This is a genomic window from Arthrobacter sp. AQ5-05 (genome assembly GCF_003287975.1).
In the GTDB taxonomy this organism is placed as follows: domain Bacteria; phylum Actinomycetota; class Actinomycetes; order Actinomycetales; family Micrococcaceae; genus Paeniglutamicibacter.
In genome coordinates this window covers 264961-291009 of record NZ_QMKQ01000001.1, presented here as the reverse complement: position 1 = coordinate 291009, position 26049 = coordinate 264961, and the positions used below count along the sequence as shown (strand labels likewise).

Sequence of the window (26049 nt, the reverse complement as noted above, 5' to 3'; positions counted from 1 at the left end):
GGGCCTAGTCCGGGCCCGCAATGGTGTCCCCGGGGCGCGGGGCCTCCAGCACGCCCTGGACGAAGGCGGTCACCTCCGCTTCCCAACGCTGTGGGTCCACGTTCCATTCCCGGGTGTGCCCGGCCCGGCTGAATCGCCGCAGCCCCACCATCTGCGGGTTCAGTGCGGCGAGCTGCTCGGAGGGGCCGATCGGCACGAAGTCGTCGTCCTCGCTGTGCAGGATCAGGGTGGGGACCCGCAACTGGTCGTGCCGTTCGACCCAGTTCAGGATCTTCAAATCCAGCGGGGCCGCCAGCCCGGTCATCCAGCGTCCGGCCTTGTTGCCCAGCAGCCATTGGCCGAAGTCGCCCACGGCCTCGGGGATGCGGTTGCGCTTGGCCTGGTGCGAGAGCACATCGATCCAGTTGATCACCGGTCCGTCGAGCACCAGGGCGCCGATCTTCCGTGCCTGCCGGGACCTGTCGGCCACCTGCAGGGCGATGGCCCCGCCCATGGACCAGCCAAAGAGCAGGACCTCCTGGGCACCGTTGGCCACGGCGTGGTCGATGGCCGACTCGATGTCGGGCCATTCCGTGGCCCCGAGCCCGTAGCGTCCGTCCACTGCGGCGGGGGCCACCCCGTCGTTGCGGTAGGAGACCAGCAGCGCGCTGATCCCCAGCCGCTCGAACACCGGCAGCGCGCGCAAACCCTCCTTGCGGTTGGCCCCGCGGCCATGGACGCAGATGGCCCAGGTCTCCGCCTGGGTGTCCCCGGGGACGTACCAGGCCGGGGCCATGCCGCCGAGGATCGGGATCTCGACGTCTTGGTAGGTGGCCCCGAGGTCCGCGGGCGAGTCGTAGACGATCCCGGAAAGCCGTCCGCGCACCGCGGCCGACAGGTCCCCGAAGTAGATTTTTTCCACGGACCGGGTCACTGTGCCGTCCCCGAACCGGTATCCCTTGGGTTCGCCCAGACGCGCATGGCCTGTGTCGGCGGAGAAGAACAGCGAGTAGCGGCCCGGTGCCGTGGAATCCTTGTCCGCCGACAGGATCACGTCCTGTCCCTCGGCGGTGGGCACCAGTGCGAGGATCTCCAGGCTCTGGTCCGGCTCCGCATCGGGGGTCACCACGCGGCGGGCAAAATAGGCGGCCAGCGCCGAGACGCTGCCGGCAAAGATCGATCCTGCCGCGGCGCCGACGCCCACGCCCAGCAGCGCCCAGCTCAGGCCCTTGCCTGCCGAGGGTGCGTGAGGGGGCTTGGGGGAAAGATTTTCCTTCATGCCTACCATCATTGCAAACTACGGCTGCCACCTTGTGGTTTGGGCCCGATGAACTTCCGCAGCCGATCCATGTCGCCGGACAGGTGCGGGAATGAGCGCGCCGCCTTTGGTGTTGTGCGTGATGTGAGTGATATCCAGAGCCCCAAAGAATCCAACACCCCCGTCTCGCCCGGCGTCGCCAAGACCGATGAGCAATGGCGCACCGAATTGACCCCGGACGAATTCCAGGTCCTGCGCAAGGCCGGCACCGAACGCCCCTTCACCGGTGAATACTGGGACACCACCACCGAGGGTGTCTATGAATGCCGGGCCTGCGGCCAGGAACTCTTTACCTCCAACGCCAAGTTCGATGCCGGCTGCGGGTGGCCCTCGTTCTTCGCGCCGCTGGCCGAGGACCGCGTCCGCTACATCCGCGATTCCACCCTGGGCATGGTTCGCGTCGAGGTGCGCTGCGCGGCCTGCGATTCGCATCTGGGCCACGTATTCGAGGGCGAGGGCTTCAACACCCCCACCGACCAGCGCTTCTGCATGAACTCGGTCTCGCTGCGCTTGAAGACGACCTAGCCGCAGCGGGCCTTGCTCCCGGCGCCGGGACGCATTCCGGCCGTGCCAAACCCGAGCATTCCCCGCACGTATGCCTTGGTCCCCGCAGTGCCGTCGCATGCAACAGCACTGCTTATGCTCAGGCCAATTTTCAATCAGTGATGATGACCTCTCGATACGCTGGATCCAGGAAATATCAACAGCATCCACGGCGCGTCCGGCCGTAACGAAAGGGGTCTCCCACCATGTCACAGGCAACTCTTCCCAAGCCGCTGTCCAACTCTGAACTCGTCAACTCCGCATCGTGGCTGGCCCTGAAAGCCGCAGCCACCGAGTTCCAGGGCCTCCAGGTCCAGGACGGCTCGGTGCCCGAGGACTCCGACAAGCCCCGCGCCGCCGCGCTGCTGGGAACCATCACCGAATCCCTTGAAGCGCTGGCCCCGCAGTTCCCGCACGACGCCGACTACTTCCAGGCGTTGCACCGCGACCTGGCCGCCTGGGAACAGGCCGGGTTCGGCATCCCCGACTTCCTCGAGGCCCTGCTGGCCTTCCAGCCGCAGCTGGCCCGCGAGGACGGGCTGCGCCACCTGGTGCTCTTCCCGATGTACACGCAGAACGGCTCCACCAACCGGCTGCTCGAGGCCGTGCTGGTGGAAGTCATCTGGCCCGAGTTCATTGCCGCGCTGGAGGCCGGGGACTACTCCAACAAGCTCTTCGTCCCGCTGCGCTTCCTGGACTTCACCCCGGGCTACGACACCAACTCAGCGGTGCTCTTCCCCGAATCCGTGGCCATCCGCGAAACCCCGTCCTTCACCTGGGGTGCGATCTTCCAGGACCGCGAGGCTGCGCGCTTCCGCCGGGTGCTGAAGTCCGCCGCGCAGATCACCAACCTCGAACTGCCCGCCGACGCCGCGGAGATGCTCGGGGACCAGTCCCTGACCGAGGAAACCTTCGTGATGTGGGACCTGATCCACGACCGCACCCACATGCGCGGGGATTTGCCCTTCGACCCGTTCATGATCAAGCAGCGCATGCCGTTCTTCCTCTACTCCCTGGAGGAGCTGCGCTGCGACCTGACGGCCTTCCGCGAATGCGTCAAGATCGCCCAGGACGCGACCGCCGATACGGCCACCCTCCACCATGCCAAGCTGGTCCAGTACGCGGTGATCTTCGACCGGATCTTCCGCTTCGCCATCACCGGGACCCGCACCCGCAACTACGACGGGGTCGGCGGGCAACTGCTCTTCGCCTGGATGCACCAGCACCACGTCCTGCACTGGACCGACACCAAGCTGTCGATCGACTGGGACCAGGTCCCCGAGGTCGTCTCGAACCTGGGACATGCCATCGACGAGTTGTACTGGCGCTCGATCGACCGCCCGAAGATCGCCCACTGGCTTGCGGCCTACGAGCTGGTCTCCGCCACGCTGACCCCGCACCCGGCCTCGGTCTGGGCCAAGGGCCCAGACGCGCTGCCGCTGACCTCTCCGCTGCGCGAGATGACCGACCAGGTCATGGACGACGAGTTCCCGCTGTCGATGTTCTACGAGGCCCTGGCCAAGAAACTGCGCCCGGTCATCGAATCGACCGTGGGCATCACCGGCACCTCGAACATCTAACGCACCGACAGCACACCCAACGGAGGCTAGAATCTTTTCCATGGCTGACCTCAAGGATCTGACAATACTGATTGCCGGGGCGAGCTCCGCCTCCGGCGTCGCGGCGGCACACGCCCTGTGCGAGGCCGGCGCCACGGTGCTGGCCGCCGGATCCAATGCACAGCGGCTGGAACAGCGGCTGCCCTTCGTGCACGGGCGCTACGAGGTCGACCTGGCCAACCACGCCGCGGTGACCGAGCTGCACGCGCTGATCGACACCGAGCGCGGGCCCATCGACGGGCTGCTGCACCTGGTCGGCGGCTGGCGCGGAGGCAAGGGTCTGGCCGGGCAGTCCGACGACGACGCCGAGTTCCTGCACACCCAGGTCGTCACCACGCTGCGCAACACCACCCGGGTGTTCCGCGACGACCTGGTGGCCTCGCGCTGCGGACGCGTCGCCATCGTCTCGGCCACCGCCGTGGATTCCCCCACCGGCTCCAACGCAAACTACACCACCGCCAAGGCCGGAGCCGAGGCCTGGATGCGATCGGTGGCCGCGGAGCTGCGCACCGCCCAGTCCGGCAGCAAGGCCGACCCCGTCCCGCAACGCGCCGCGGCCCTCACCTGGGTCATCAAGGCGTTCACCGACGCAGACTCCCGCGAGGCCCACCCCGAGCGCAACACCGCCGGCTTCACCGACGTCACCGCCCTGGGCCAGGCCGCCGTGGACCTGTTCACTGCGGATGCCTCCGCGATCAACGGCGCCCGGATCCACCTGCCAAGCCTCTGAACAACGGGTGCGCGGCAGCCGCCGCGCCCCGGTGCATTTTTCCCCCGCAATCCCCCTCGATAGGACTTTTCTCCAGTGACTTCCTCGATCCATGATTCCTCGGTACGCGGCTTCGCCTCGGACAACTATTCCGGCGTCCACCCCGAGGTCCTTGCGGCCCTGGCCGCGGCCAACGGCGGGCACCAGGTCTCCTACGGCGAGGATGAGTACACCGCGGAACTCGGACGCGTCATCGCCTCGCACTTCGGCGACACCGCCACGATCTTCCCGGTGTTCAACGGCACCGGCGCCAACGTCACCGCCCTGCAGTCGCTGCTGCCGCGCTGGGGCGCAGTCATCTGCGCCAACAGCGCCCACATCAACGTGGACGAGAACGGCGCCCCGGAACGCGTGGGCGGCATGAAGCTGCTCTCGGTGCCGACCCCCGACGGCAAGCTCACCCCCGAGCTGATCGACCTGGAAGCCTGGGGCTGGGGAGACGAGCACCGCGCCCAGCCGCTGGCCGTCTCGCTGACCCAGTCCACCGAGCTCGGCACCCTGTACACGCTCGAGGAACTGCGCGCCATCACCGAGCACTCCCACTCGCTTGGCATGCGCGTGCACATGGACGGGGCCCGGCTTTCGAACGCCGCCGCCGCGCTCGGTGTGGGCCTGGGCGAGATGACCACCGGCACCGGGATCGACATCCTGTCGCTGGGCGGCACCAAGAACGGCATCATGTTCGGCGAGGGCATCGTGACCCTGACCGATGGACCGGCCGACTCGATGAAGTACCTGCGCAAGATGAACATGCAGCTGGCCTCCAAGATGCGCTTCATCTCCGCCCAGCTGCTGGCCCTCTACGGCACCGATCTGTGGCGGACCTCGGCCGCGCACGCCAACGCCATGGCGGCAAGGCTGTCGAGTGCGGTCCAGGCGACCGACGGCGTGGAATTGGTCTACCCCACCGAATCCAACGGCGTGTTCGCCGCGCTGCCCAACGCGGTGGCCGATGCGCTGCGCGAGCGCTTCCGCTTCTATGACTGGGACCGCGCCGCGGGCCAGGTGCGCTGGATGTGCTCCTTCGACACCACCGAGGCGGACGTGGATTCCTTCGTGGCCGCGCTGATCGAGGAACTTGCCGCCCGGTAGGTTGCTCCGCCGGCCCGCGGGGCGGGTGCGCAACACGCACCCGCTCCCCGGCGTGCCGCAAGCAGCCAAGCCACGGCCACACTTTAGACTCGCCATGTGACATCAAACGGACCAGTCCAAGCAGTGCCGCCGGCCTTCCTCGAAGCCCTGGCTGCCGTTCGCCGCGCCAGCTGCCGGCGCGAAATCCGCCTTCAGGAGATCCCGGCACCGGCCCGCCTGGCGCCCTATGCCCTGGCGCTGTCCGCCGACGTCCACGAACGGGTGGCGCGCTCCAAGGCGGAAACCGCCGCCCAGGTGCACGCCGAGGAACTGGCCACCGGGCGCTTCGTGCTGCTGCACGACCCGGCGGGCTCCGCCCTCTGGGACGGCACCTTCCGCATCGTGACCTACATCCGGGCCCGCATGGAATCGGAGATGGGCAACGACACCATGCTCGGCTCCGTGGCCTGGACCTGGCTGCTGGACTCGCTGAACGAATCCGGCGCCGACTACCGCCAGGCCGGGGGCACCACCACCCGCGTGCTCTCCGAAAGCTACGGGACCCTGGCGGACCGCCCCGAGACCATCGACATCGAGCTGCGCGCCTCCTGGACCCCCGGTGACCACGACATCTCCACCCACCTGGAGGCCTGGGCCGACATGGTCTGCACGTTCGCCGGATTGCCGCCGCTGCCCAGCGGGGTCACCGCGCTGCCGCACCGCCGGCTCTCCTAAAACCGAGCCCTTCCGGCCGGCCGGAATCCGGCCCCCGGGCAATCGGTACTAGAATCGGTTACATCATGACCCGTACCCACCACGCCACCAAACCAGCCCCGGGCGCCGCAGCCGACGCATCAACCGCTCCGCCGCAGCCCGAGGGAATCGAAGAAGCACCGCAGCCCGAGCCCCGGGAACCGGTCGTGCTGGACATGCCGCGCGACGGGGTTCCCGAGGTCATCACCACCGCACCGGGACTGGCGCGCGCAGCGCGCGCCATCGCCGCGGGCACCGGCCCGGTGGCAGTGGATGCCGAACGGGCCTCGGGCTTCCGCTACGGCCAGCGCGCCTTCCTGGTCCAGCTGCGCCGCGAGGGCTCCGGCAGCTGGCTCATCGACCCGGTTCCCTTCGAGAACCTCAATCCGATCCAGGAGGCCATCGGGAACGAGACCTGGATCCTGCATGCCGCCTCCCAGGACCTGCCGTGCCTGCGCGAACTCGGCCTGGACCCGGCCCGCCTCTTCGACACCGAACTGGCCGCCCGCATCGCCGGGCTGCCGCGCGTGGGCCTGGGCCCCGCCGTCGAAGCCCTGCTCGGGCTGCGCCTGGCCAAGGAACACTCGGCCGCCGACTGGTCCACCCGCCCGCTGCCCGAGCCATGGCTGCGCTACGCCGCGCTGGACGTCGAGGTGCTCGACGAGCTGCGCGTCGAACTGATCAAGATCCTCGAGGCCGACGGCAAGCTCGATTTCGCGGAACAGGAGTTCGAGGCCGTGCGCACCGCGCCCCCGGCCCCGCCGCGCGTTGACCCGTGGCGCCGAACCTCGGGCCTGCACCAGATCCGCGACCGCCGGACCCTGGCCGCGGTCCGCGCCCTCTGGGAGACCCGCGAGTCCCTGGCCCAGACCAGGGACACCGCACCGGGCCGGCTGATCCCGGACTCGGCACTGGTCGCCGCGGCCAAAGCCATGCCCAAGAGTGTCCCCGCACTGCTGAAGACCCCCGGCTTCCATGGCCGCTCGGCGGCCAAGGACGCCCCGAAGTGGCTGCGCGCCCTGCAGGACGCCTCCACCACCTCCGAGCTGCCGCCGAACCAGGTCCCCAACAACGCCCCGCCGCCGCCAAAGGTCTGGGCCGACAAGGATCCGGTGGCCGCCGCCCGGCTGCAGACCGCCCGCGCATGGGTGTCGCGCACGGCCGAGTCACTGAACATCCCCACGGAGAACCTGCTGACCCCGGACACGCTGCGCCGGTTGTGCTGGAGCCCGCCGGCACAGATCGACCCGGACACCGTGGCGGACGCCCTGCGGGCCCTGGGTGCCCGGCAGTGGCAGATCGACCTGGTGGGCCCGGTGCTGACCGTGGCGCTGCTGGATCCGGACGAGTTGGCCAAGCGCTGATGATCGGCCGGGCAGGTTTTTTCCGGGAATATCCGGGAATCACCTGCCCGGCTTTTTCGTGCCCGGGAGCGTCCGGCTTGCACTCTAAGTTACTCACCAGTAGCGTATGGGGTGGATCACATCCACATCCCGATCACAAGGAGTACCGGTGAGCCCCCAGCCAGTGAACACGCGCCATGCGCGCAGCGTCCGCGACGTCGTCTTCGTCGACGGCGTCCGCACCCCCTTCGGCAAGGCGGGTGAGAAGGGTATGTACCACGGCACCCGCGCCGACGACCTAGTGGTCAAATGCATCCGCGAGCTGATGCGCCGCAACCCCTCGCTGCCGCCCGAACGCATCGACGAGGTGGCCATCGCGGCCACCACGCAGACCGGCGACCAGGGACTGACCATCGGACGCACCGCCGCACTGCTGGCCGGACTGCCGCAATCGGTCCCGGGATTTGCCATCGACCGGATGTGCGCCGGGGCCATGACCGCGGTGACCACCACCGCCGGTTCCATCGCCTTCGGCGCCTACGACGTGGTGATCGCCGGCGGCGTCGAGCACATGGGCAACCACCCCATGGGTGCCGGTGCCGACCCGAACCCGCGCTTCGCCGCCGAACGCCTGGTGGACCCGGCGGCCCTGAACATGGGCAACACCGCCGAGAACCTGCACGACCGCTTCCCGGCCATCACCAAGGAACGCACCGACTCCTATGCCGTGGCCTCCCAGGCCAAGCTGGCGGCGGCCTACGCGGCCGGAGACATCCAGCCGGATCTGGTCCCGGTCGCCGCGCGCCGCCCGTCCGAGGGCTTCACGCTGCGCACCACCGACGAACCCCCGCGCCCGGGCACCACCCTTGAATCGCTGGCCGGGTTGCGCACCCCCTTCCGCGCCCACGGCCGGGTCACCGCCGGCAACGCCGCGGGCCTGAACGACGGGGCCACCGCCGCGGTGCTGGCCAGCGCGCAGGCCGCCGAGGAACTGGGGCTAAGCGTGAAGATGCGCCTGGTCTCCTACGCCTTCGCCGGGGTCGACCCCTCGGTCATGGGCATCGGCCCGGTCCCCGCCACCGAAAAGGCCCTGGCCCAGGCCGGTCTGGGCATCGAGGACATCGGCCTGTTCGAGATCAACGAGGCCTTCGCCGTGCAGGTGCTCTCCTTCCTTGACCACTACGGGATCAAGGACACCGACCCGCGGGTGAACCGCTACGGCGGCGCCATCGCGGTGGGCCACCCGCTGGCCTCCTCGGGCGTACGGCTGATGAACCAGCTGGCCCGCCAGTTCGAACAGGACCCATCGGTCCGCTACGGGCTGACCACCATGTGCATCGGCCTGGGCATGGGCGGCACCGTCATCTGGGAAAACCCGCACCACGCAGACTTCGGAAAGGATGCCTAAGCCATGAGCTCGCGCACCATTGAAAACTTCGCTTCCCTCGCCGCCCTGGTCCCCGACGAGATCATCACCCACTCCCTCGTCGAAGACGTGGTGCTGCCCGGCGGCGCCACGCTTGCGCTGCTGACCCTGGACAACGGGTTCGACCACACCAAACCCACCACGCTGGGCCCCAACACCCTGCTGGAACTGCACGCGGCGCTCACCGCGCAGAAGGAACGGGCCGCCAACGGTGCGATCGCCGCGCTGGCGGTGACCGGGAAGCCCTACTTCCTGGTCGCCGGCGCGGACCTCAACGGCGTGAAGAACCTCGCCTCCCCCGAACACGGGGCGGCCATGGCCACCCTGGGCCATGCCTGCTACGACCTGCTGGCCGACCTGGGCGTGCCGACCTTCGCGTTCATCAACGGCGTCGCCCTGGGCGGCGGGCTGGAAATCGCCCTGGCCTGCTCCTACCGCACCGTCTCCACCGGGGCCAACGGCATCGGGCTGCCCGAGGCCTTCATCGGCCTGATCCCCGGCTGGGGCGGGGTCTACCGGCTCCCGCGCCTGACCGGCCCCGAGGCGGCCATGACGGTGATGATCGAGAACCCGCTGAACAACAACCGCTCGCTGAACGGGGCCGCGGCGTTCAAGCTCGGCATCGCCGATGCCTTGTTCGAGCCCGCGGACTTCCTGGAGCAATCCCTGCTCTGGGCCGGGAACGTGCTCGGTGGCGCCGAGGTCCCGCGCCCGAACGCCGTGGAACCGAACGGCAACCCCGGGGTGTCGGCCCGCTGGGCGGCCGCCGCAGCCAAGGCCCGGGCCTTCGTGGAGGCCAAGACCTCCAACGCCGCCCCGGCCCCGGCCAAGGTGCTGGAGGTCTTCGAGGCCGGAGCGTCGATCACCCAGAAGGAATCGGCGGCCCTGGAAATCGCGGCGCTGACCGAAATGATGCAGACCAACGCCTTCCACAACACCGTGTACGCATTCCTGGACCTGGTGCAAAAGCGCTCCAAGCGACCCGCCGGCGCCCCGGACAAGAAGCTCGCCCGCCCCGTCACCAAGGTCGGCGTGGTCGGGGCCGGGCTCATGGCCGGGCAGCTCGCGCTGCTCTTCGCCAGGAACCTGAAGGTGCCGGTGGTCATCACCGACATCGACGCCGCACGCGTCGAGAAGGGCCTGTCCTACATCCATTCCGAGGTCGACAGGCAGCTGGCCAAGGGCCGCATCTCCCCCGACGCCGCAAACCGCACCAAGGCCCTGGTCACCGGCTCGGTGTCCAAACAGGCCTTTGCGGATGCCGACTTCGTCATCGAGGCGGTCTTCGAGGAACTTGCCCTCAAGAAGCAGGTCTTTGCCGAGGTCGAGGCCGTGGTGTCCCCCGAGTGCATCCTGGCCACCAACACCTCCTCCCTGTCGGTGACCGAGATGGGCCGGGACCTGGACAACCCCGAAAGGCTGGTCGGCTTCCACTTCTTCAACCCGGTCGCCCAGATGCCGTTGCTGGAGATCGCCCGGACCCAATGGACCAACGACACCGCCCTGGCCACCGCCTTCGCCCTGGGCAAATCGCTGCGCAAGACCAGCGTGCTGGTCAAGGACGAGGCGGCCTTCGTGGTGAACCGGATCCTGCTGCGCCTGATGGGCGAGATCGCCAACGCCTTTGACGACGGCACCGAGGCCTCGGTGGCCGACGGCGCGCTGCGTCCCATGGGCCTGCCCATGAGCCCGTTCAAGCTGCTGGCCATGGTCGGGATCCCGGTGGCCCACCACGTCTCCGAGTCGCTGCATGCCGCCTTCGGCGAGCGCTTCCGCGTCTCGGGCAACCAGCAGGTGCTCATCGAAAACGGCATCAAGTCCCTTTGGGCCCCCACCGGCGACGGCGGGATGGAAATCCCGGCCTCCACGCTGGGGCTGCTGGAGTTCGGGAACACCCCGAGCACCTCCGAGGAACTGCTGGTGCGCACCCAGGACGCGCTGGCCCAGGAAATCGGGTTGATGCTCGCCCAGGGTGTCGTAGCGGGTCCCGAGGACATCGATTTGTGCATGGTCATGGGTGCCGGCTGGCCCATGCACCTGGGCGGCATCACCCCGTACCTTGACCAGGTCGGCGCCTCCGAGCGGGTCAACGGCAAGAAGTTCCACCAGCACTAAACCGGTTCCCTTGCAGCAGGGCAGGTGAAGGCGGGGTGCCGGCGTTTTGGCCGGCATCCGGCCTTCACCGTCTCCAGAAGATCCGGGCGAAAAATAATCCCGGCTCCCATCCATCGACCTTGGCCCGAATGTGCGCGACACTTTGGTTATGAAACAGCACATCGCCCTCATGCCCACCCGCAGAAGCGTCATCGAGGCCTCCCTGGTTGCCGGCGCCGCGGTGACATTGGTTTCGTGCGGCTCCGGCGGGAAGGCCCAGGATCTCCCGCAAGCCACCGGCAAGCCCTTCGACGCGATCGAGCTGGCCAAGCTGCCGGTCAAGGGCACCGCCTCGGTCACCGTCAACGGTGCCGGCTACCTGCTCTACCGCCCCGACGAGTCAACGGTCCTGGCCTACACCTCGGTGTGCACCCACCAGGGGTGCAAGGTCGGCACCGGCAGCGGCGAGATCTTCAAGTGCCCCTGCCACGGCTCGGAGTACTCGAAGCTGGACGGTTCGGTCATCCAGGGTCCGGCCCCGAAGTCCCTGGCCCGCTTCGCCACCGAGGTGGATGGACCCGAGGTCAAGATCCTCCTCTAGCGGGCGGCAACCCGGCACGGTTGTAAGTGACATCGCAGCCCTGGCTGCGCTTGCGCGGTGCGCCCGCATGGAATGATGGGTCCCATGAGTTTGCCCATCCCTGATTGCACGCGCCGCGCCTTCGTCGGCACCACCGTGGCCGCCAGCGCCACCTTGGCACTGGCCGCCTGCGGCGACGGTTCCTCGGCCGCACCGAACAACGAGCCTTCCGCTCCCCCGGCACCCGAAGGCGAGGGAACCGTCGTGGCCACCGTGGCCGAGCTGCCCGTGGGAACGCGGCTGTCGGTCGCCGCGGTGCGCACCCGGGGCGAGGAAGCCGGAAAGCAGGCAGGGTTCCTGCTCTTCCGCCCCAACGAGAAGACGGTGCTGGCCTACACCGCGATCTGCACCCACCAGGGCTGCGCGGTGACCACCAAGGATCCCAACGGCGAGGCCTTCTACTGCCCCTGCCACGGCTCCTACTTCCAACCCGAGGACGGCAGTGCCGTTGCCGGTCCGGCCCGTGCCGCACTGGAGCGCTTCGCCGCCGAAATCAAGGGCGACAAGGTCCTGATCTACGTCTAGGGCCGCTGGAGGCGGCATCCCTTCCCTTGGAGGGCAAGGCGTCATAGGTTGGTGGGTAGGTGCCCGGTGGGCGCCTACCCATTTTCTTGTCCCGAAGGAGCCGACCAGCCATGTCCAATGAGTCCACCGCAGTGGTGTTCATCGAGTTCCAAAACGACTTCACCTCCCCGGGCGGCGTCCTGCACAACGCGGTCAAGGATTCCATGGAGGCCAACTCGACGCTGGAAAATGCCGCCAAGGCCCTGGCCGCGGCCCGCGAGCACGGCGCCACGGTCATCCACTCGCCCATCGGCTTCGCGCCGGGCTACAACGAGATCTCCGCCCACCCCTACGGGATCCTCAAGGGCGTGGTCGATGCCACCGCCTTCGTCAAGGGCCAGTGGGGCGCGGAATTCGACGCGCGTTTCACCCCGCAGCCGGCCGACATCGTGATCGAGGGCAAGCGCGGACTGGATGCCTTCGGCAGCACGAACCTGGATTTCATCCTGCGCTCCAAGGGCATCACCAAGGTGGTGCTGGCCGGATTCCTGACCAATTGCTGCGTGGAATCGACCATGCGCACCGCCTACGAGCGCGGCTTCGAGGTCGTGACGCTCACCGATGCCGTCGCGGCGACCTCCGTGGAGGAAGGCGAATCCGCGGTCCGCTTCAACTACCCGATGTTCTCCACCCCGGCGACCACCGACGAATTCATTTCCACGCTGGAATCCTCCCAGGATCTGGCCGACACCTCGCGCGGCTACTAGGAGCCGTCAGGAACCCGCGTCAAAGCCCCTGGTCATGAACTCGATGGTTCCGTCGTCGAGCCCGGACAGCGACATCCATCCGGCCTCGCTGGCCGTCCCCGGCACCCGGTAGCTGTGCAGGTCCACGCCCCACAGCGTGCACACCAATTCGTTGCCTTCATCGACCCAGTACGTGGCGACCAGGACCCCGTCGGCCCATGCCTCGTAGCGGTGGGTCGACACCGTGGCACCCAACGGGATGGGCAGTTGTTCGAGCGCACCGACCCGCTGGATGTGCGCATTGGGTTCGGCGCCCAGGTGGCCGTTGGCATCCTGCGCGTCCCAGGCAGCCTCGTTCAGCCGCCAGTAGTGCAACGGGCTCCCCGGATCCTCCATGGCCTTGAACAGCATCAGGATATCTCCGTAGCTCGGCATGGAGCCGGAGGGCAGGCCCTGCGGCTCCCGGCGCATCAGCTTGGCCATGCCCAGGTTCCGGTCCCTGTACCAGCTCAGTTCCCAGCTTCCGTTCCCGGGCTCCAGACGGAGGCGCGACTCGGCACGGTAGGGCTCACCGTCTCCCTCGACCCAGACGCGGGTGAGCAGGACACTGGATTCCAGCAAGCGGTAGAGCACCCCGACGCGCGCCTCATCGCGCACCAGCACTTCCCAGCGCTCAAACTCATGCGGCATTCCACTCCCGTCGCCAATCTGCCCCGGCCTAAAGTTCCCCCACTCTACCCGGGGCCACCGGTCCTGTCCCAGCGGGCACGGCCGGGCCCATACGGTGCACCCGGTGCGCGGTGGCGGCCATGAACGCCTCATCGTGGGTGGCCAGCAGCACCGCCCCTCCGCGGTCAAGCACCGCCGCGAGCGCCGCGTGCAGCCTTGCCAACCCGTCCGCGTCCAATGCCTCGGTCGGCTCGTCAAGCAGCAACACCCCCGGCTCGCGCACCAGCACCGTGGCCAGGGCGACAATCCGGCGGGCCGAGGCCGGCAGCTCGTAGGGGTGGGCCTGGGCATGCCCGTCCAGGCCCAGCGAGGCCAGCACCGCAGGGATCCGCGCCACCTCCGGGCCGCGCTTGGGCAGGCCGAAGGCCACCTCGCGGGCAACGGTGCGCTCGAAGAGCTGGTCGGACGGGTTTTGCAGCAGCAGGCCCACGGTGCCGGCGGCCAGCGAGCTGCCGTGCACCTGCCCGGCGCCGGGGCGCAGCAGGCCGGCGGCGGCCTTGAGCACCGTGGTCTTGCCGCTTCCGTTGGGCCCGGCCAGCCCCACGCATTCACCGGCACGCACCTTCAGGTCAAGGCCCTGAACGACGGGGCCTGCTGATCCCGGGTAGCCGATCCCGACCCCGGAGAAGCCGAGAAGCAGCTCCGCCCCCGGTGCCCGGCGCGCCGCAGGTGCCACGGGTGCGGCACTGGTCGGCAGAGCGGTGTCCATCGCGTGGCAGCTGCCCTCGCGCAGGGCCAGCACCGTGTCGGCGCCGGCCGCCAGCCGGTCCAGGGCACGGGCGAGCAGCACCAGCGCGGTGCCGCCACCGCGCAGCCGGTCCAGCAGTTCCCAGATCCGGGCCGCAGCCGGGGAGTCCAGGCCGGCCAGCGGTTCGTCCAGGACCAGCACCGCCGGCGCATCGAGCCCGAGCGCCGCCAGCGCCACCAGGCGTTCCTGCCCGCCGGAGAGCTTGGCCGGATCGCGTTGAAGCAACTCGTGCAGTTCCAGTTGGTCAGCGAGCGCGGCGATCCGCCGGCGCATCTGCGCGCGGGGAACCCCGGCGTTCTCCAGGCCCAGGGCCAATTCCTCCGCCACGGTCGCGCGCACCCCGGAGAGGAAGTGGCGCGCATCCTGGGGCAGCAGCCCGACCTGCCGTGCCCAGCCGACCGGATCGATGCGCACCGCTGCGCCGGGACGGTGGCGGATCTCCTGGCCGGCCAGGTGAAGCGTCGCGTCCAGCGCGTCTCCGTCGTGGCGCGGCAGCATCCCGGCCAGCACGGCTCCGAGCGTGGACTTGCCCGATCCCGAGTCCCCCAGGACCACCGTCAGCGAGCCCGGCGCCAGGGACAGGCTGATCCCGGAAAGCGTGTCGCGGGAGGCCCCGGCATAGCGGAAGCGTGCCAGTTCCAGCCCGAGCACGGCGTTCTGGCCCGCGCTCACGCGGCACCCATCCAGGAAGGTGCCAGCACCGCGACCGGGCCCAGCACGGTGCAGGCCAGGGCGATCCGGCGCACCCGGCGCTGGGCGGCCGAGTCCTGCACCTCGCGCAGGCGGGTGTGCGGCCCCGCGGCCGGGAAGCCGCGCGCGGCCAGGTGGGCGGAGCGGTCCGCGGCGTCCTGCAGGGCACCGAGCACCAGCGGCACCGAGCGCAGCCTCACGCGGCGGAACCAGCCGCGCGGCCCGCCTCCAGGGGTTGCCCCGCGCAGCGATTGCGCCTGGCCGATGGCCCGCTGCCGCCGCTCCAGGGCAGGCAGCAGAAACAGCGTGGCCGCGAGAAGGTAGCCCAGCTGCGGCGGGGCAGGTGACAGGTCCACCGCGGCAATGAGCTCGTGCCGGTCGATCAGCAACGTGCACAGCAGCCCCGCCGCCACCAGGACCCCGGTGCGCAAGCCCAGCGCCCCGGCGGTCGCCAGCCCCTCGGCGGTGATCCGCAGCGGGCCCGCGGCGGCCAGCACGTGGCCGCCGGCGGTGTCCGCCATCCCGTGGATCAGCAGCTGGGAGCCCCAGGCCGGCGCCAGGATGGCCGCAGCCAGCCCGGCAAGCCTGCGGGCACGCCGCGCCCAGGCAGCCAGCAGCAGGCATGCCAGCAGCACCGCGACGCTGAGCCACCAGCGGCCTGCCGCCGTGGTGGTGGCGGTGACCGCTGCGGCGAGGGCGAGCACGGTGAAGGGGTGCAGCTGGCAGGTGCGGGGCATGGGAGCTGCTATTTGGAGCCGTGGGAGCCGAGCACGTTGTGGCGGCGCACAAACGCGAAGCCGGCACTGAGCCGGCCGGGCAGCGCGTAGATGAGCAGCGCGGCGAGCAGGAAGACGATGGCCTTGTCCCCGGGATCGGAGATCAGCGCCTGCTTGGTCACCGCCGAGAGCAGCGAATCGCCCATGGAACGGAATGCGGCGACCAGCGCGCCGGTGCCGACCCCGGAGGTGCCGCCGAAGACGAAGGCGGCGACCGGGGCGGAGAGCACTCCCACCAGCACGCCGACGGCCAGCCCGGCCACCGGGGCCAGGTAGGGGCGGCGCAGCGTGCCGAAGCGGGCGGCGGTGCCGGCCAGGAAGCCGACCAGTGCGGCTCCCGCGGCAAACGGCAGCACCGTCGGGTTGAACAGCGACCAGATCAGCGTGCCGAGCACGCCGGTGGCGGCACCGGCCCGGCGCCCGGCCAGGAAGCCGACCAGCACGGTGCCCAGCGAGTCCAGGTAGAGCGGGACCATCACGGAACCGACGAACTGGCCCAGCACGATGTTCAGCGCCAGCGCCACGGGGATCAGGGTGAGGGTGGCCACCGGCAGTTCGGGCAGCACTGCGGCCAGCAGCAGCAGTGCGGCGGCCAGGTAGGCGGCGAAGGTGGCCAGTGCCACGGTCTGGCCCAGCCCGTCGGTCAGGCCGGTGGGCTGGGTGAGGACCAGCGCGGTGTAGGTTCCGGCAAGCAGCAGGGCCCCGGCGGCGGCCAGCATCCGGCGGCGCAGCGGGTGCCCGGTGGCGGTCTGGGGCAGGATCAGGTTCGGTGACATGGCGTGGTGTTCCTCGGGTACGCAGAAGCGGGTGTGGAGTGCGGGCCTATGTCACCTCGACCCGGTCAACGATTCTAGCTCAGGGCACCGGTGTCACCCGCCGGGCCAGCGCACCGAGTTTCTCGACGAGCTCGGCGAATCCTGCGGCCGGGTCGTTCCAGGTGACCACGTGGGCGTTGGCCGGCTTGCCCCAGAGCGCGCGGAAGTCCGCCACGGTGGTGCCGATGAGCAGCGGGGATTCGGTTTCCACTGCCACGTTCGCTGCCCGGCTCTTGTATTCGAGGGTGCCGGCGGCGATCCCGGCAGCGAAGAAGTCGTGCACGTGGGCGATGTAGCCCTGGTCGTAGTCGCGGTGGAACTCGAAGTAGAAGCGCAACGCGTCGGACAGGTAGCGCACCAGCGGGTTCGAGGCAGTGCTGCGGGTGCCTTCCGGGTCGTCCTCGCGCACGGTCTCCGGTTCGGTGCACCCGGCGGCCGCGGCCAGGTCGGTGAGCAGTTCGGGGTGCATCTCGAAGCGCTCGGTGGTATCCAGCGAGCAGACGATCGGCAGCTTGGCCGCCTCCAGCCCGGCCTCTGCGGCGGCCGTGTACGCGGCGTAGACCTCGGCGGCGGCGTGCGGGTCCACGTGCGTGTTCCACTCGGCGGTCGGGGTGGTGTTGCCCTGGTGGTAGAAGGCCCCGCCCATGATCACGACCCTGCCCAGCAGCCAGGGCAGCTTCGGTTCGCGGCGCAGCGCGAGCGCGAAGTTGGTCAGCGGGGCGCTCAGCAGCGCGGTCAGCTCCCCGGGGTTGGCGCGGGCCGCCTCGATCCAGTGATCGACCGCGTCCCGCTCCCCCGCACCCGGGTCCGCCGGTCCGGGCTCGGGCAGTGTGGCGTACCCGACGCCCTGCGGCCCGTGGGTTTCCGGGGTGGTCAGCAGCGGGAGGGCCAGCGGTTTTCGTGCCCCGATGAGCACCGGGACCTGCGGGGCCCCGCACAGCGCCAGCAGCGCCCGGTTGTTCGCCGCGACCTGGTCGGCTTCCACGTTGCCGGGCGTCGCGGTGACCGCCACGATTTCGACGTGTTCGCAGGCGGCCAGGTAGGCCAGGGCCAGGGCGTCGTCGATCCCGGTGTCGTTGTCGAGCAGGATCCGGATGCGCGGTTGGCTCATGGCCTAGAAAAGCGCGATCTTCGGGACGCGCGGGAAGATCGTGTCGAGTTCTGCCAGGTCTTCTTCCGACGGCTTCCAGGAGACCGCCGCGGCGTTCTGCGCGACCTGTTCGGGCAGCGTGGCCCCGGCTATGACGCTGGCGACCGAAGGTTGGGCGGCGAGCCAGGAGAAGGCGATTTCAAGTTCGGTGAAGCCGCGCTCGCGGGCGAAATCGGAGAAGGTGCGCAGCTGCCCGAAGTCCACGGTGTGCATCAGGTGCGTCCGGGCGTGGGTCAGCCGGGAGCCTTCCGGGGCCCGCCCCGCGGAGTACTTGCCGGTGAGCAGCCCGTTGGCCAGCGGGAAGTACGGCAGCAGGCCCAGCGAGTATGCCTCCGCGGCCGGGACCACCTCGAGCTCGGCGCGCCGATCCAGCAGGTTGTAGTGGTTCTGCGAGGAGATGAAGCGCGTTCCCCCGGAGCTGCGGGCGGTGAATTCGGCCTCGGCGATCTGCCAGCCGGCGCGGTTCGAGTGCCCGATGTAGCGCACCTTGCCGGCGGCCACCAGGTTATCGAGGGCTGCCAGCGTTTCATCGATGGGGGTCAGCGGGTCCGGACTGTGGAATTGGTACAGGTCGATGTACTCGGTGCCCAGCCGGCGCAGCGAGGCCTCCACGGCGCGGACGATGTAGCGGCGCGAGCCGCGGGCACCGAAGTCGTTGCCGTTGGCCCCGCCCATGTCCATGCCGAACTTGGTGCCGACCACGACTTCGTCGCGGCGCTTGCCCAGCGCCGCCCCGAGCATGGTTTCCGCGAGACCGGGCTCCCGGCCGTAGGTGTCGGCCACGTCGAAGAATGTGATTCCCGACTCAAGTGCGGCGTTGATGACGGCGTCGGTTCCGGCCTGGTCCTCGGTGGCGGTCCCGGCGCGGCCCAGGTTGTTGCAGCCGAGCCCGACGGCCGAAACCACCAGTCCGGAACTGCCCAAACGGCGATACTCCACAGTACTCATAAGGATTCATCCCTTCAAATAATTATGCATCCGGTTCCGCCCGCGGGGGCGCCACCGGCACGGGCCCGCGACCACGGCCCCCGGAAAATTCAAGTATGACCTGCTTTTCGGCCCGTTGCATGTCGCCCGGCGGTCCTGTCATTGTTCCGCGGAAACCCCCGTGCACGCTATAGGATGGGGATCATGTCTAAAGTCCTCACCTCCCTGCCCGTTGGCGAACGCGTAGGTATCGCGTTCTCCGGTGGCCTCGATACGTCCGTTGCTGTTGCCTGGATGCGTGAAAAGGGTGCCATCCCCTACACGTACACCGGCGACCTTGGCCAGTACGATGAACCGAATATTGATGCAGTCCCGGGCCGCGCCCTGGAATACGGCGCCGAGGCCGCACGCCTGGTCGACTGCAAGCCGGCCCTGGTCGAAGAGGGCCTGGTGGCCCTGGCCTGCGGCGCCTTCCACATCCGCTCCGGTGGAAAGGCCTACTTCAACACCACCCCGCTGGGCCGCGCCGTGACCGGCACCCTGCTGGTGCGCGCCATGCGCGAAGACGGCGTGGACGTGTGGGGCGACGGCTCGACCTACAAGGGCAACGACATCGAGCGGTTCTACCGCTACGGCCTGCTCTCGAACCCGAAGCTGCGCATCTACAAGCCGTGGCTTGACCCGGCATTCGTCCACGAGCTCGGCGGCCGCTCGGAAATGAGCGAATGGCTCATCGAGCGCAACTTCCCGTACCGCGACTCGGCCGAGAAGGCCTACTCCACCGACGCCAACATCTGGGGCGCCACCCACGAGGCCAAGACCCTCGAACTGCTGAACACCTCCCTGGAATCGGTCGAGCCGATCATGGGCGTGCGCTACTGGGACGAATCGGTCGCCATCAAGGCCGAAGACGTCTCGGTGACCTTCGAGGCCGGCCGTCCGGTCGCCATCAACGGCGTGGAATTCGCCGATGCGGTGGCACTGGTCGACGAGGCCAACAAGATCGGCGGCCGCCACGGACTGGGCATGAGCGACCAGATCGAGAACCGCATCATCGAGGCGAAGTCCCGCGGCATCTACGAGGCCCCGGCCATGGCGCTGCTGCACATCGCCTATGAGCGCCTGCTCAATGCGATCCACAACGAAGACACCGTGGCCAACTACCATGCAGAAGGCCGCCGTCTGGGCCGCCTGATGTACGAAGGCCGCTGGCTGGACCCGCAGGCCCTGATGCTGCGCGAGTCCCTGCAGCGCTGGGTCGGCTCGGCAGTCACCGGCACCGTCACCGTGCGCCTGCGCCGCGGCGACGACTACACCGTACTCGACACCGTGGGCCCGAACCTCAGCTACCACCCGGACAAGCTGTCCATGGAGCGCGTTGGCGATTCCGCCTTCGGCCCGCTGGACCGCATCGGCCAGTTGACCATGCGCAACCTGGACATCGCCGATTCCCGCTCGCGCCTGGAGCAGTACGCCAACCAGGGCCTGCTGGGCAACAAGACCGTCGAGCTCGTCGGCAAGCTTGAGGCAGGCGGAGCTTCGGCGATCGTCGATGCCGAGGCCGTCGACGCCGACGAGTTGGCTTCCGATCGCGCCTTGGAGCGTGCCGCGTTCGATTCGGGCACGGACTAGAAGCACCATGCCGGCGGCCCGCTTGGGCTGCCGGGACGGGCGGGGCATTTCACCGAGGAATCGGTGAGGGCGCCGCCCGTTTTTCGTGCCCTGCGTCAAACACGTTTCGCGAGGGCGTCGAGGTCGCGCACGGCAAAGCGGAGGTGTTCCCATTCCTCGGACAGGATCACGTGCAGGCAGGAGCGCGTGCTCTCCTCGCGGTGCGGGCTCCAGGGGTTGGGGTGCTTGTCCTCGAGATCACCGTCGGTGAGCCTGGCCAGGAACCCGCGCACCATCGCCACGCGCCCGGCCCTGGCCTCGAGCACCTCGGCGTAGGCGGGAACGCCGGGACTGAAGACGGAGGCGTCGTAGCCGTACTCCGCAAAACCGTCGTTGGGCTGGCCCAGGGGATGGAACGGGGCCTCGATGCCTTCGATGGTGAGGCGCAGCCAGATGTCGGTGGCCATGACCAGGTGCCGCAGCGTCTGGGAGAAGGACCATTCCCCGTCCACCGACTCGTCGACCACCCCCGCCGGCAGCGCCGCGGCCCGCTCCATGGTGGATGCCCAGGCCTGCTCCACCGCCGCCCAGGCGGCGCGCAATCCCTCGGGGTCCGCGGCCCGCATCGTTGCCCTGCCCGGGAAGCGGCGCAGCAGTTCCGCACGCACAAAGGGCACCACATCAATGCCGTTGACCAGCAGGACTCCCCCGTCCCGCAGCAGCCAGGGGTCATCGATCTCGGCTCCCTGCATGTTGCCCCCGCGCATCGTCGCATCCGAGAGGTCGCAGCCATTGAACCAGGATCCGCGCAGGTCTGTGTCGTTGAATCTCGATCCGTGCAGGTCATCGCTTGGGCCGAAGATTGCCATGCTGGTCCTCCCGGGGGCAGCTCGCCACGGCGAGGGCCGCCGGGCGGGATGGTGTGCGGCGGCCACTCGGGTGGCCGCGAGCCCACGGTACCACCGGCGTGGGCGTTCCCGGATGCCGGCAGCGGCATCGGCTTGCTAGACTTCTCGACCATGCCCCGTTGCCTACGTTCGGAGAAACCTTGCCCATGAACACCGCACGCAACCGGCTCTGGTCCTGGGCGCACGCCGAGCGCGCGGCCCTGTCCCGGGATCTTGCCGGCCTCGAGGATGCCCGGTGGGCAACCGGCTCGCTGTGCGGGCGCTGGAGCGTGGAGGATGTTGTTGCGCACCTGACCGCGGCGGCAAGCGTTGGCCCGGCCCGCTGGGTTGCCAGCGTGCTCGGTGCCAGATTCGATTTCGACCTGCACAACGACCGGCGGCTGGCCGAGCACCGCGGTGCAACACCCGCCGAAACGCTGGCACGCTTTCGTGCGATCGAGACCAGCACCACCTCGACGTTTGGGCCGATCGAGGCATGGGTGGGCGAGGTGGTCATCCACGGCCAAGACATCCGCCATCCGCTGGGAATCGCTCACGACGTCGACGTGGCGGCCGCCACCGCGGTCGCCCGCTTCCTCGCGAAGGTGGACTTCACCGTGCCGGGCAAGACGAACACGGCCGGTTTGCGGCTTGAGGCCACCGACGGCCCGTTCGCCAGCGGTGCCGGCCCGCTCGTCACGGGCACAACCCTGGCGCTGGTGATGGCCATGGCCGGACGCGGCGCCTACTGCGGGCAGCTCACCGGGGAAGGCGTCGAAACCCTGCGGACGCGGTGTTCCTGAGTCCCGGGCAGCGCCACGGGCAGCCTTGGACACGGAAGCGTCGTGGACCTGGTGGCCCGGTGGACGACGCCCGAGACGCGTGTGGAAGAATCGCGTGGGCAAGAGTGAAAGTGAACAGGAAAGGATGGTGCAGCCGTGGACCTTGAGAACGATCCGGAGCGCGCCTCCCGGCTGTGCCGCGAGGCGCAGGCGCGGTTGATGGGCAATGTGGCAAACCTGGCGGACCCCGAGGTTCGCGCACCGAGCCAACTGCCGGGCTGGAGCGTGGGCCATGTCCTGATCCATCTGGCCCGCAACGCCGATGCGCACGCGCGACGCCTGGCCGGCGCCCTGGACGGGCAGGATGTTCCCAAGTACGCAAGCGGAGAAGGCCAGCGCCTTGACGAGATCGAGGATGGGGCCGGAAGGCCTGCCGTTCAGGTCGTTGCCGACCTCCGCAGCAGCATGGCGCACCTGGAAGCGGTGTTCGACCGGTCCTCCGACGCCGGGTGGCCCAACGGCCATTTCCTCGGCGGAGGGCACTACGGCGTTTCGGGCTGCCCCGCCCACCGGCTGCGCGAAGTGGAAATGCACCATGTGGATCTCGGGCTCGGCTACACGCCACTGGACTGGCCCGAGGAATATGTGGGCTGGGATCTCCAGGTGCTCCTCGCAACCGCCCCGGATAGGCTTGGCAACCCCGCCGAAAAGCGATTGTTCATGGCCTGGCTGGCCGGCCGCGGTCCTCTGGACCCCTCCACGAATCTGGATCCATGGTAGCCACGGCGCACCGCATTCGGGCAGCACAACGCCCGGCAACGATTCCTCGTTCCCGGGCGTTTGTCCGGGGCACTTAGCCCAGGGTGAAGGGTGCCTTGGCCGGCAGCGGGTAGGCCTGGCGGAGTTTCTCGACATCCTCGAACGGCGCGGTCGCGATGGACAGCTTGGTGAAGTCCAGCTTGGCTTCGCGCAGGCAGGTCTTGATGGCCGACACGGCCTTCTTCGGCTCCGGCGAGAGGATCCTGATGTTCAGCTTGCGGGTCGCGAAGTCGGAGGACTCCACGGTTCCCAGCCCGCGCCAGGCCAGGTGGCCCACCAGGGCCTCCTTGGCCGTGGCTTCCAGGTAGCGGTCGCGGTCGGTGCCCTCGGCGGTCTTCAGCGCGTACTGCACGATGACCCAGCCCTGGTCGGCGTCCGTGATGGTCGCGAAGCCGTCCATCTGGCACTGCTCGGTGAAGGCATCCAGCAGCCCCACCGCGGTGGCCTCGTTGACGTCCTTGGCGGTCTCGGTCGTGGACATGTGCCCGACGGTGCCGTGGTTGACGACGAACTGGCCAAGTTCCTCGCCCTCGTAGGTGGAGAACCAGGCCTCGCGGAAGTACAGGGTTCCATCTTCGTCGCGGCGGTAGGTGCGAACTATTGACATATGGTGGTGCTCCTTAGCGGGATGGTGTCTGTGAAAATTCGGTGCGGCCGCGGGCCAGCCAGCCGGTGGCGGTGCCGTCGAAGGGGGCCTGCCCCTGCCCGACGGCACGCAGCAGTGTCCGTGCCTCGGCCCCGATGCTCCGGACCAGCGCCGGCGGGTAGCCCATGGCCGCGGCGTGCTGCGCAAATTCGTCCTCGTCATCGAGGTAGATCCCGCGCGAGCGCGAGTCGACGACATCAAGGTCCATGTCAACGGAGTTCGCTTCCCAGCCGCCGCGGGCCAGTTCGCGCCAGCCGATTTGGGTGGACAGATCGAGGTACACGCGGAAGTCCTCGGCGGGGTCGTCGTAGAACGTGCCCAGCCATTCTCCGGCACGGGGCACCAGGCAGACCGCATCGGTGTCGGCCCAGTGTCCGTGGCCGGGACGCGAAACCAGCGAGCCTGCCGGCTGGTAGATCCAATGGCCATGGGTATCCGCGCCCAGGTAGCGCCCGGGCACCACCCAGTGCGGGTGCCCGTCGTATTTCCAGGCGCGGGCCACCACCAGGTCCCCGGGGGCGGCGCCGGCCGGGTCCCGGGGCAGGTTCGCGGGCACCGGTGCTGCTGCGCTCACAGCTGGGGAATCTGTCCGGTGGGCATCTCGGCCCCGGGCAGCGGCCGGGCGAAGGGGACCTTGGTGCCCAGCACCTGGGCCAGGGTGTCGTTGGCGATCCGGTCGGCGGTGAGCCCGACCCGCTCCAGGACCTCCCCGCGGGTGCCGTGGGCGAGGAACTCGGTGGGCAGCCCGACCTCGTTCAGCGCCGTGTCGACCCCGGCAGCCCGCATTTCCTGGCGGATCCGCGATCCCACGCCGCCGGCGCGGACGCCGTCCTCGACGCAGACGACGATGCGGTGGCGGGCGGCCAGGCCGATGATGGAGCGTGGCACCGGAAGCACCCAGCGCGGGTCGACCACGGTGACGGTGATGCCCTGGGCGTTCAGGCGCGCCGCGACGTCCAGGCAGAGTTCGCTCATGGCGCCGACCGAGACGATGAGCACGTCGCGTTCCTCGCCGGCGCCGAGCTTGGCCAGGATGTCCACGCCGTCGTGCAGGCGCTGGATCGCGACGATCTCCGGTCCCACGCTGCCCTTGGAGAATCGGATGACCGAGGGCGCGTCCTTGATGGCCACCGCCTCGCGCAATTCCTCGCGCAGCCGCACCGCGTCGCGCGGGGCGGCCAGGTGCAGGTGGGGGACGATCTGCATCAGTGCCATGTCCCACATGCCGTGGTGGCTGGGCCCGTCGGGGCCGGTGACCCCGGCGCGGTCCAGGACCACGGTGACCCCTGCCTTGTGCAGGGCCACGTCCATGAGCAGCTGGTCGAAGGCGCGGTTCAGGAAGGTCGCGTAGACGCAGACCACCGGGTGCAGGCCGCCGAAGGCCAGGCCGGCGGCGGAGGTCATCGCGTGCTGCTCGGCGATGCCGACATCCAGCACGCGGTCGGGGTGGCGTTCGGACATGGTCTTCAGGCCCACCGGTTGCAGCATCGCCCCGGTGATGGCGACGATGTCCGCCCGCTCGTCGGCGATGTCGGCGATTTCCTCGCCGAAGACGGAGGTCCAGGAGCGGGCCGAGGCCTTGGAGACCGGTTCGCCGGTCTGCGGGTCGATGACCCCCACGGCGTGGAACTGGTCGGCCTCGTCGGCGCGGGCAGGTGCGTAGCCGCGGCCCTTCTCGGTCAGCGCGTGCACGATGACCGGGCCGGCGAACTTCCGTGCCTGCAGCAGCGCTTCGTCGACGGCCCCCTGGTTGTGCCCGTCGATGGGGCCGATGTACTTCATGCCCAGGTCCTCGAAGAGTCCCTGGGGGGCCCACCAGTCCTTGATGCCCTTCTTGGTGGCATGCAGGGACTTGTAGGCGAACTGGCCCACGGCACCCGAGTCCTTCAGGCGGTTCTTGAGCTTGTCCATGGTGTCTTCGTAGGCGGGGTGCGTGCGGAACTGGTCCAGGCGCTGGCGCAGCCCGGCCAGCTGGTCGGCAAGCCCGCCGATGGTCGGGGCGTAGGAGCGGCCGTTGTCGTTGACCACGATGACCACCCGGCGGTCCTTGTCGGCGGCGATGTTGTTGACAGCTTCCCAGGCCATGCCGCCGGTCAGGGCGCCGTCGCCCACCAGGGCGACCACGTAGCGCTCGGCCTCGCCGGTGAGCTTGCGGGCGCGGGAGATCCCGTCGGCCCAGGACAGCGAGGAGGAGGCGTGCGAGGATTCGACGATGTCGTGCACCGATTCGGCGCGTTCCGGGTATCCGGAGAGCCCGCCTTCCTGGCGCAGCGTGGAGAAGTCCTGGCGGCCGGTCAGCAGCTTGTGCACGTAGGACTGGTGCCCGGTGTCGAAGATGATGGAGTCGGTGGGCGAATCGAAGATCCGGTGGATGCCCAGGGTCAGCTCGACCACGCCGAGGTTCGGGCCCAGGTGTCCGCCGGTTCGAGCCACGTTCTTGATCAGGAACGAGCGGATTTCCTTGGCCAATTGCTGCATTTGGGCCGCGTCCAGGCCACGAAGGTCCCGCGGTTCCTTGATGGTCTGAAGCAATGGCACGGAGGCAGTCCTTTCGAGATGACAAATACCCGTTCAATCTTACCGCGTACGGGTTGGGACCCGGGTACCATGGCGGTGCACGCCACATCGTTGCTCCCCCGGGCAGGGGCGGCGGGTCCCGCCGTC

25 protein-coding genes are annotated in these 26049 nt (G+C 69.2%); 14 read left to right on the top strand and 11 right to left on the bottom strand.

Going from position 1 to position 26049, the window contains the following annotated elements:
• Nucleotides 1-4 precede the first annotated feature (4 nt).
• Nucleotides 5-1258 (bottom strand): alpha/beta hydrolase family protein, encoded by a 1254-nt coding sequence (locus tag DQ353_RS01370; protein WP_286166540.1) that lies wholly within the window; start codon nt 1256-1258, stop codon nt 5-7.
• Nucleotides 1259-1390: 132 nt separating this feature from the next.
• Between DQ353_RS01370 and msrB the strand changes: the two genes are divergently transcribed.
• The 11 genes from msrB to DQ353_RS01315 all read left to right on the top strand — a co-directional run bounded on the left by msrB (nt 1391) and on the right by DQ353_RS01315 (nt 12826).
• Nucleotides 1391-1822, top strand: a complete 432-nt coding sequence (msrB, locus tag DQ353_RS01365) for a peptide-methionine (R)-S-oxide reductase MsrB (RefSeq protein WP_286166559.1) — start codon at nt 1391-1393, stop codon at nt 1820-1822.
• A 224-nt stretch (nt 1823-2046) separates the two neighbouring features.
• Entirely contained in the window at nt 2047-3420 is a 1374-nt protein-coding gene (locus tag DQ353_RS01360) for a DUF6421 family protein (RefSeq protein WP_113761002.1), read from the top strand.
• Nucleotides 3421-3460: 40 nt separating this feature from the next.
• Complete coding sequence (locus DQ353_RS01355) at nt 3461-4189, top strand: SDR family NAD(P)-dependent oxidoreductase (RefSeq protein WP_113761001.1); 729 nt, start codon at nt 3461-3463, stop codon at nt 4187-4189.
• A gap of 75 nt (nt 4190-4264) precedes the next feature.
• Nucleotides 4265-5320 (top strand): threonine aldolase family protein, encoded by a 1056-nt coding sequence (locus DQ353_RS01350; protein WP_113761000.1) that lies wholly within the window; start codon nt 4265-4267, stop codon nt 5318-5320.
• 96 nt (nt 5321-5416) lie between these two features.
• Complete coding sequence (locus tag DQ353_RS01345; protein WP_286166539.1) at nt 5417-6034, top strand: DUF3000 domain-containing protein; 618 nt, start codon at nt 5417-5419, stop codon at nt 6032-6034.
• 65 nt (nt 6035-6099) lie between these two features.
• Nucleotides 6100-7416, top strand: a complete 1317-nt coding sequence (locus tag DQ353_RS01340; RefSeq protein WP_113760998.1) for an HRDC domain-containing protein — start codon at nt 6100-6102, stop codon at nt 7414-7416.
• A gap of 148 nt (nt 7417-7564) precedes the next feature.
• Nucleotides 7565-8803, top strand: coding sequence for a thiolase family protein (locus tag DQ353_RS01335; protein WP_113760997.1), 1239 nt, complete (start codon nt 7565-7567; stop codon nt 8801-8803).
• Nucleotides 8804-8806: 3 nt separating this feature from the next.
• A complete protein-coding gene (locus tag DQ353_RS01330; protein WP_113760996.1) occupies nt 8807-10936 on the top strand; it encodes a 3-hydroxyacyl-CoA dehydrogenase NAD-binding domain-containing protein in 2130 nt (709 codons plus the stop codon).
• A gap of 148 nt (nt 10937-11084) precedes the next feature.
• The gene (locus tag DQ353_RS01325) at nt 11085-11516 is read left to right on the top strand and encodes a QcrA and Rieske domain-containing protein (protein WP_113760995.1); all 432 of its coding nucleotides are present in this window, start codon (nt 11085-11087) and stop codon (nt 11514-11516) included.
• Between the two features lie 84 nt (nt 11517-11600).
• A complete protein-coding gene (locus tag DQ353_RS01320; protein WP_181578194.1) occupies nt 11601-12080 on the top strand; it encodes a Rieske (2Fe-2S) protein in 480 nt (159 codons plus the stop codon).
• A gap of 110 nt (nt 12081-12190) precedes the next feature.
• Nucleotides 12191-12826 (top strand): cysteine hydrolase family protein, encoded by a 636-nt coding sequence (locus DQ353_RS01315; protein WP_113760993.1) that lies wholly within the window; start codon nt 12191-12193, stop codon nt 12824-12826.
• Nucleotides 12827-12832: 6 nt separating this feature from the next.
• Here the strand turns inward: DQ353_RS01315 and DQ353_RS01310 are convergent, their stop codons facing one another.
• The 6 genes from DQ353_RS01310 to DQ353_RS01285 form a co-directional block, all read right to left on the bottom strand.
• Nucleotides 12833-13495 (bottom strand): hypothetical protein, encoded by a 663-nt coding sequence (locus DQ353_RS01310; protein WP_113760992.1) that lies wholly within the window; start codon nt 13493-13495, stop codon nt 12833-12835.
• A 28-nt stretch (nt 13496-13523) separates the two neighbouring features.
• Nucleotides 13524-14954: an ATP-binding cassette domain-containing protein gene (locus DQ353_RS01305; RefSeq protein ID WP_181578193.1), complete on the bottom strand. Its 1431-nt coding sequence runs from the start codon at nt 14952-14954 to the stop codon at nt 13524-13526.
• Nucleotides 14951-15709: an energy-coupling factor transporter transmembrane component T family protein gene (locus tag DQ353_RS01300; protein ID WP_113760990.1), complete on the bottom strand. Its 759-nt coding sequence runs from the start codon at nt 15707-15709 to the stop codon at nt 14951-14953. Before DQ353_RS01300 ends, DQ353_RS01305 begins: the two co-directional genes overlap by 4 nt.
• 8 nt (nt 15710-15717) lie before the next feature.
• The gene (locus tag DQ353_RS01295; RefSeq protein WP_113760989.1) at nt 15718-16524 is read right to left on the bottom strand and encodes an ECF transporter S component; all 807 of its coding nucleotides are present in this window, start codon (nt 16522-16524) and stop codon (nt 15718-15720) included.
• A gap of 79 nt (nt 16525-16603) precedes the next feature.
• Complete coding sequence (locus DQ353_RS01290) at nt 16604-17674, bottom strand: nucleoside hydrolase (RefSeq protein ID WP_113760988.1); 1071 nt, start codon at nt 17672-17674, stop codon at nt 16604-16606.
• Nucleotides 17675-17677: 3 nt separating this feature from the next.
• The gene (locus DQ353_RS01285; protein ID WP_113760987.1) at nt 17678-18661 is read right to left on the bottom strand and encodes an aldo/keto reductase; all 984 of its coding nucleotides are present in this window, start codon (nt 18659-18661) and stop codon (nt 17678-17680) included.
• A 183-nt stretch (nt 18662-18844) separates the two neighbouring features.
• Between DQ353_RS01285 and argG the strand changes: the two genes are divergently transcribed.
• Nucleotides 18845-20272 carry an argininosuccinate synthase gene (gene argG, locus DQ353_RS01280; protein WP_113760986.1) on the top strand — a complete coding sequence of 476 codons (1428 nt, stop codon included), beginning with the start codon at nt 18845-18847 and terminating at the stop codon, nt 20270-20272.
• 95 nt (nt 20273-20367) lie between these two features.
• Here argG and DQ353_RS01275 read toward each other — a convergent pair whose 3' ends face one another.
• A complete protein-coding gene (locus DQ353_RS01275; RefSeq protein ID WP_113760985.1) occupies nt 20368-21120 on the bottom strand; it encodes a DinB family protein in 753 nt (250 codons plus the stop codon).
• A 185-nt stretch (nt 21121-21305) separates the two neighbouring features.
• On the opposite strand from DQ353_RS01275, the gene DQ353_RS01270 reads away from it, so the two are divergent.
• Nucleotides 21306-21941, top strand: a complete 636-nt coding sequence (locus DQ353_RS01270; protein ID WP_113760984.1) for a maleylpyruvate isomerase family mycothiol-dependent enzyme — start codon at nt 21306-21308, stop codon at nt 21939-21941.
• Nucleotides 21942-22076: 135 nt separating this feature from the next.
• On the top strand, nt 22077-22700 hold the full coding sequence (locus tag DQ353_RS01265; protein WP_113760983.1) for a maleylpyruvate isomerase family mycothiol-dependent enzyme: 624 nt from the start codon (nt 22077-22079) through the stop codon (nt 22698-22700).
• Between the two features lie 73 nt (nt 22701-22773).
• Here the strand turns inward: DQ353_RS01265 and DQ353_RS01260 are convergent, their stop codons facing one another.
• From DQ353_RS01260 to dxs, 3 genes are read right to left on the bottom strand one after another with little or no spacing between them, the layout of a single operon-like run.
• The gene (locus tag DQ353_RS01260) at nt 22774-23346 is read right to left on the bottom strand and encodes a hypothetical protein (RefSeq protein WP_113760982.1); all 573 of its coding nucleotides are present in this window, start codon (nt 23344-23346) and stop codon (nt 22774-22776) included.
• Nucleotides 23347-23359: 13 nt separating this feature from the next.
• Complete coding sequence (locus tag DQ353_RS01255; protein ID WP_113760981.1) at nt 23360-23959, bottom strand: DUF402 domain-containing protein; 600 nt, start codon at nt 23957-23959, stop codon at nt 23360-23362.
• A complete protein-coding gene (dxs, locus tag DQ353_RS01250; RefSeq protein ID WP_113760980.1) occupies nt 23956-25923 on the bottom strand; it encodes a 1-deoxy-D-xylulose-5-phosphate synthase in 1968 nt (655 codons plus the stop codon). The genes DQ353_RS01255 and dxs overlap by 4 nt, the downstream gene beginning before the upstream one ends.
• Between the last annotated feature and the right edge of the window lie 126 nt (nt 25924-26049).

Bases quoted from the DNA above. Each gene is read 5' to 3' on its own strand.
- argG (WP_113760986.1), top strand. From the start codon at position 18,845: ATGTCTAAAGTCCTCACCTCCCTGCCCGTTGGCGAACGCGTAGGTATC.
- DQ353_RS01275 (WP_113760985.1), bottom strand. From the start codon at position 21,120: ATGGCAATCTTCGGCCCAAGCGATGACCTGCACGGATCGAGATTCAAC.
- DQ353_RS01290 (WP_113760988.1), bottom strand. From the start codon at position 17,674: ATGAGCCAACCGCGCATCCGGATCCTGCTCGACAACGACACCGGGATC.
- DQ353_RS01285 (WP_113760987.1), bottom strand. From the start codon at position 18,661: ATGAGTACTGTGGAGTATCGCCGTTTGGGCAGTTCCGGACTGGTGGTT.
- DQ353_RS01300 (WP_113760990.1), bottom strand. From the start codon at position 15,709: ATGCCCCGCACCTGCCAGCTGCACCCCTTCACCGTGCTCGCCCTCGCC.
- DQ353_RS01310 (WP_113760992.1), bottom strand. From the start codon at position 13,495: ATGCCGCATGAGTTTGAGCGCTGGGAAGTGCTGGTGCGCGATGAGGCG.
- DQ353_RS01320 (WP_181578194.1), top strand. From the start codon at position 11,601: ATGAGTTTGCCCATCCCTGATTGCACGCGCCGCGCCTTCGTCGGCACC.
- DQ353_RS01325 (WP_113760995.1), top strand. From the start codon at position 11,085: ATGAAACAGCACATCGCCCTCATGCCCACCCGCAGAAGCGTCATCGAG.
- DQ353_RS01360 (WP_113761002.1), top strand. From the start codon at position 2,047: ATGTCACAGGCAACTCTTCCCAAGCCGCTGTCCAACTCTGAACTCGTC.
- DQ353_RS01330 (WP_113760996.1), top strand. From the start codon at position 8,807: ATGAGCTCGCGCACCATTGAAAACTTCGCTTCCCTCGCCGCCCTGGTC.
- DQ353_RS01355 (WP_113761001.1), top strand. From the start codon at position 3,461: ATGGCTGACCTCAAGGATCTGACAATACTGATTGCCGGGGCGAGCTCC.
- DQ353_RS01295 (WP_113760989.1), bottom strand. From the start codon at position 16,524: ATGTCACCGAACCTGATCCTGCCCCAGACCGCCACCGGGCACCCGCTG.
- DQ353_RS01270 (WP_113760984.1), top strand. From the start codon at position 21,306: ATGAACACCGCACGCAACCGGCTCTGGTCCTGGGCGCACGCCGAGCGC.
- DQ353_RS01260 (WP_113760982.1), bottom strand. From the start codon at position 23,346: ATGTCAATAGTTCGCACCTACCGCCGCGACGAAGATGGAACCCTGTAC.
- DQ353_RS01315 (WP_113760993.1), top strand. From the start codon at position 12,191: ATGTCCAATGAGTCCACCGCAGTGGTGTTCATCGAGTTCCAAAACGAC.
- DQ353_RS01340 (WP_113760998.1), top strand. From the start codon at position 6,100: ATGACCCGTACCCACCACGCCACCAAACCAGCCCCGGGCGCCGCAGCC.
- DQ353_RS01370 (WP_286166540.1), bottom strand. From the start codon at position 1,258: ATGAAGGAAAATCTTTCCCCCAAGCCCCCTCACGCACCCTCGGCAGGC.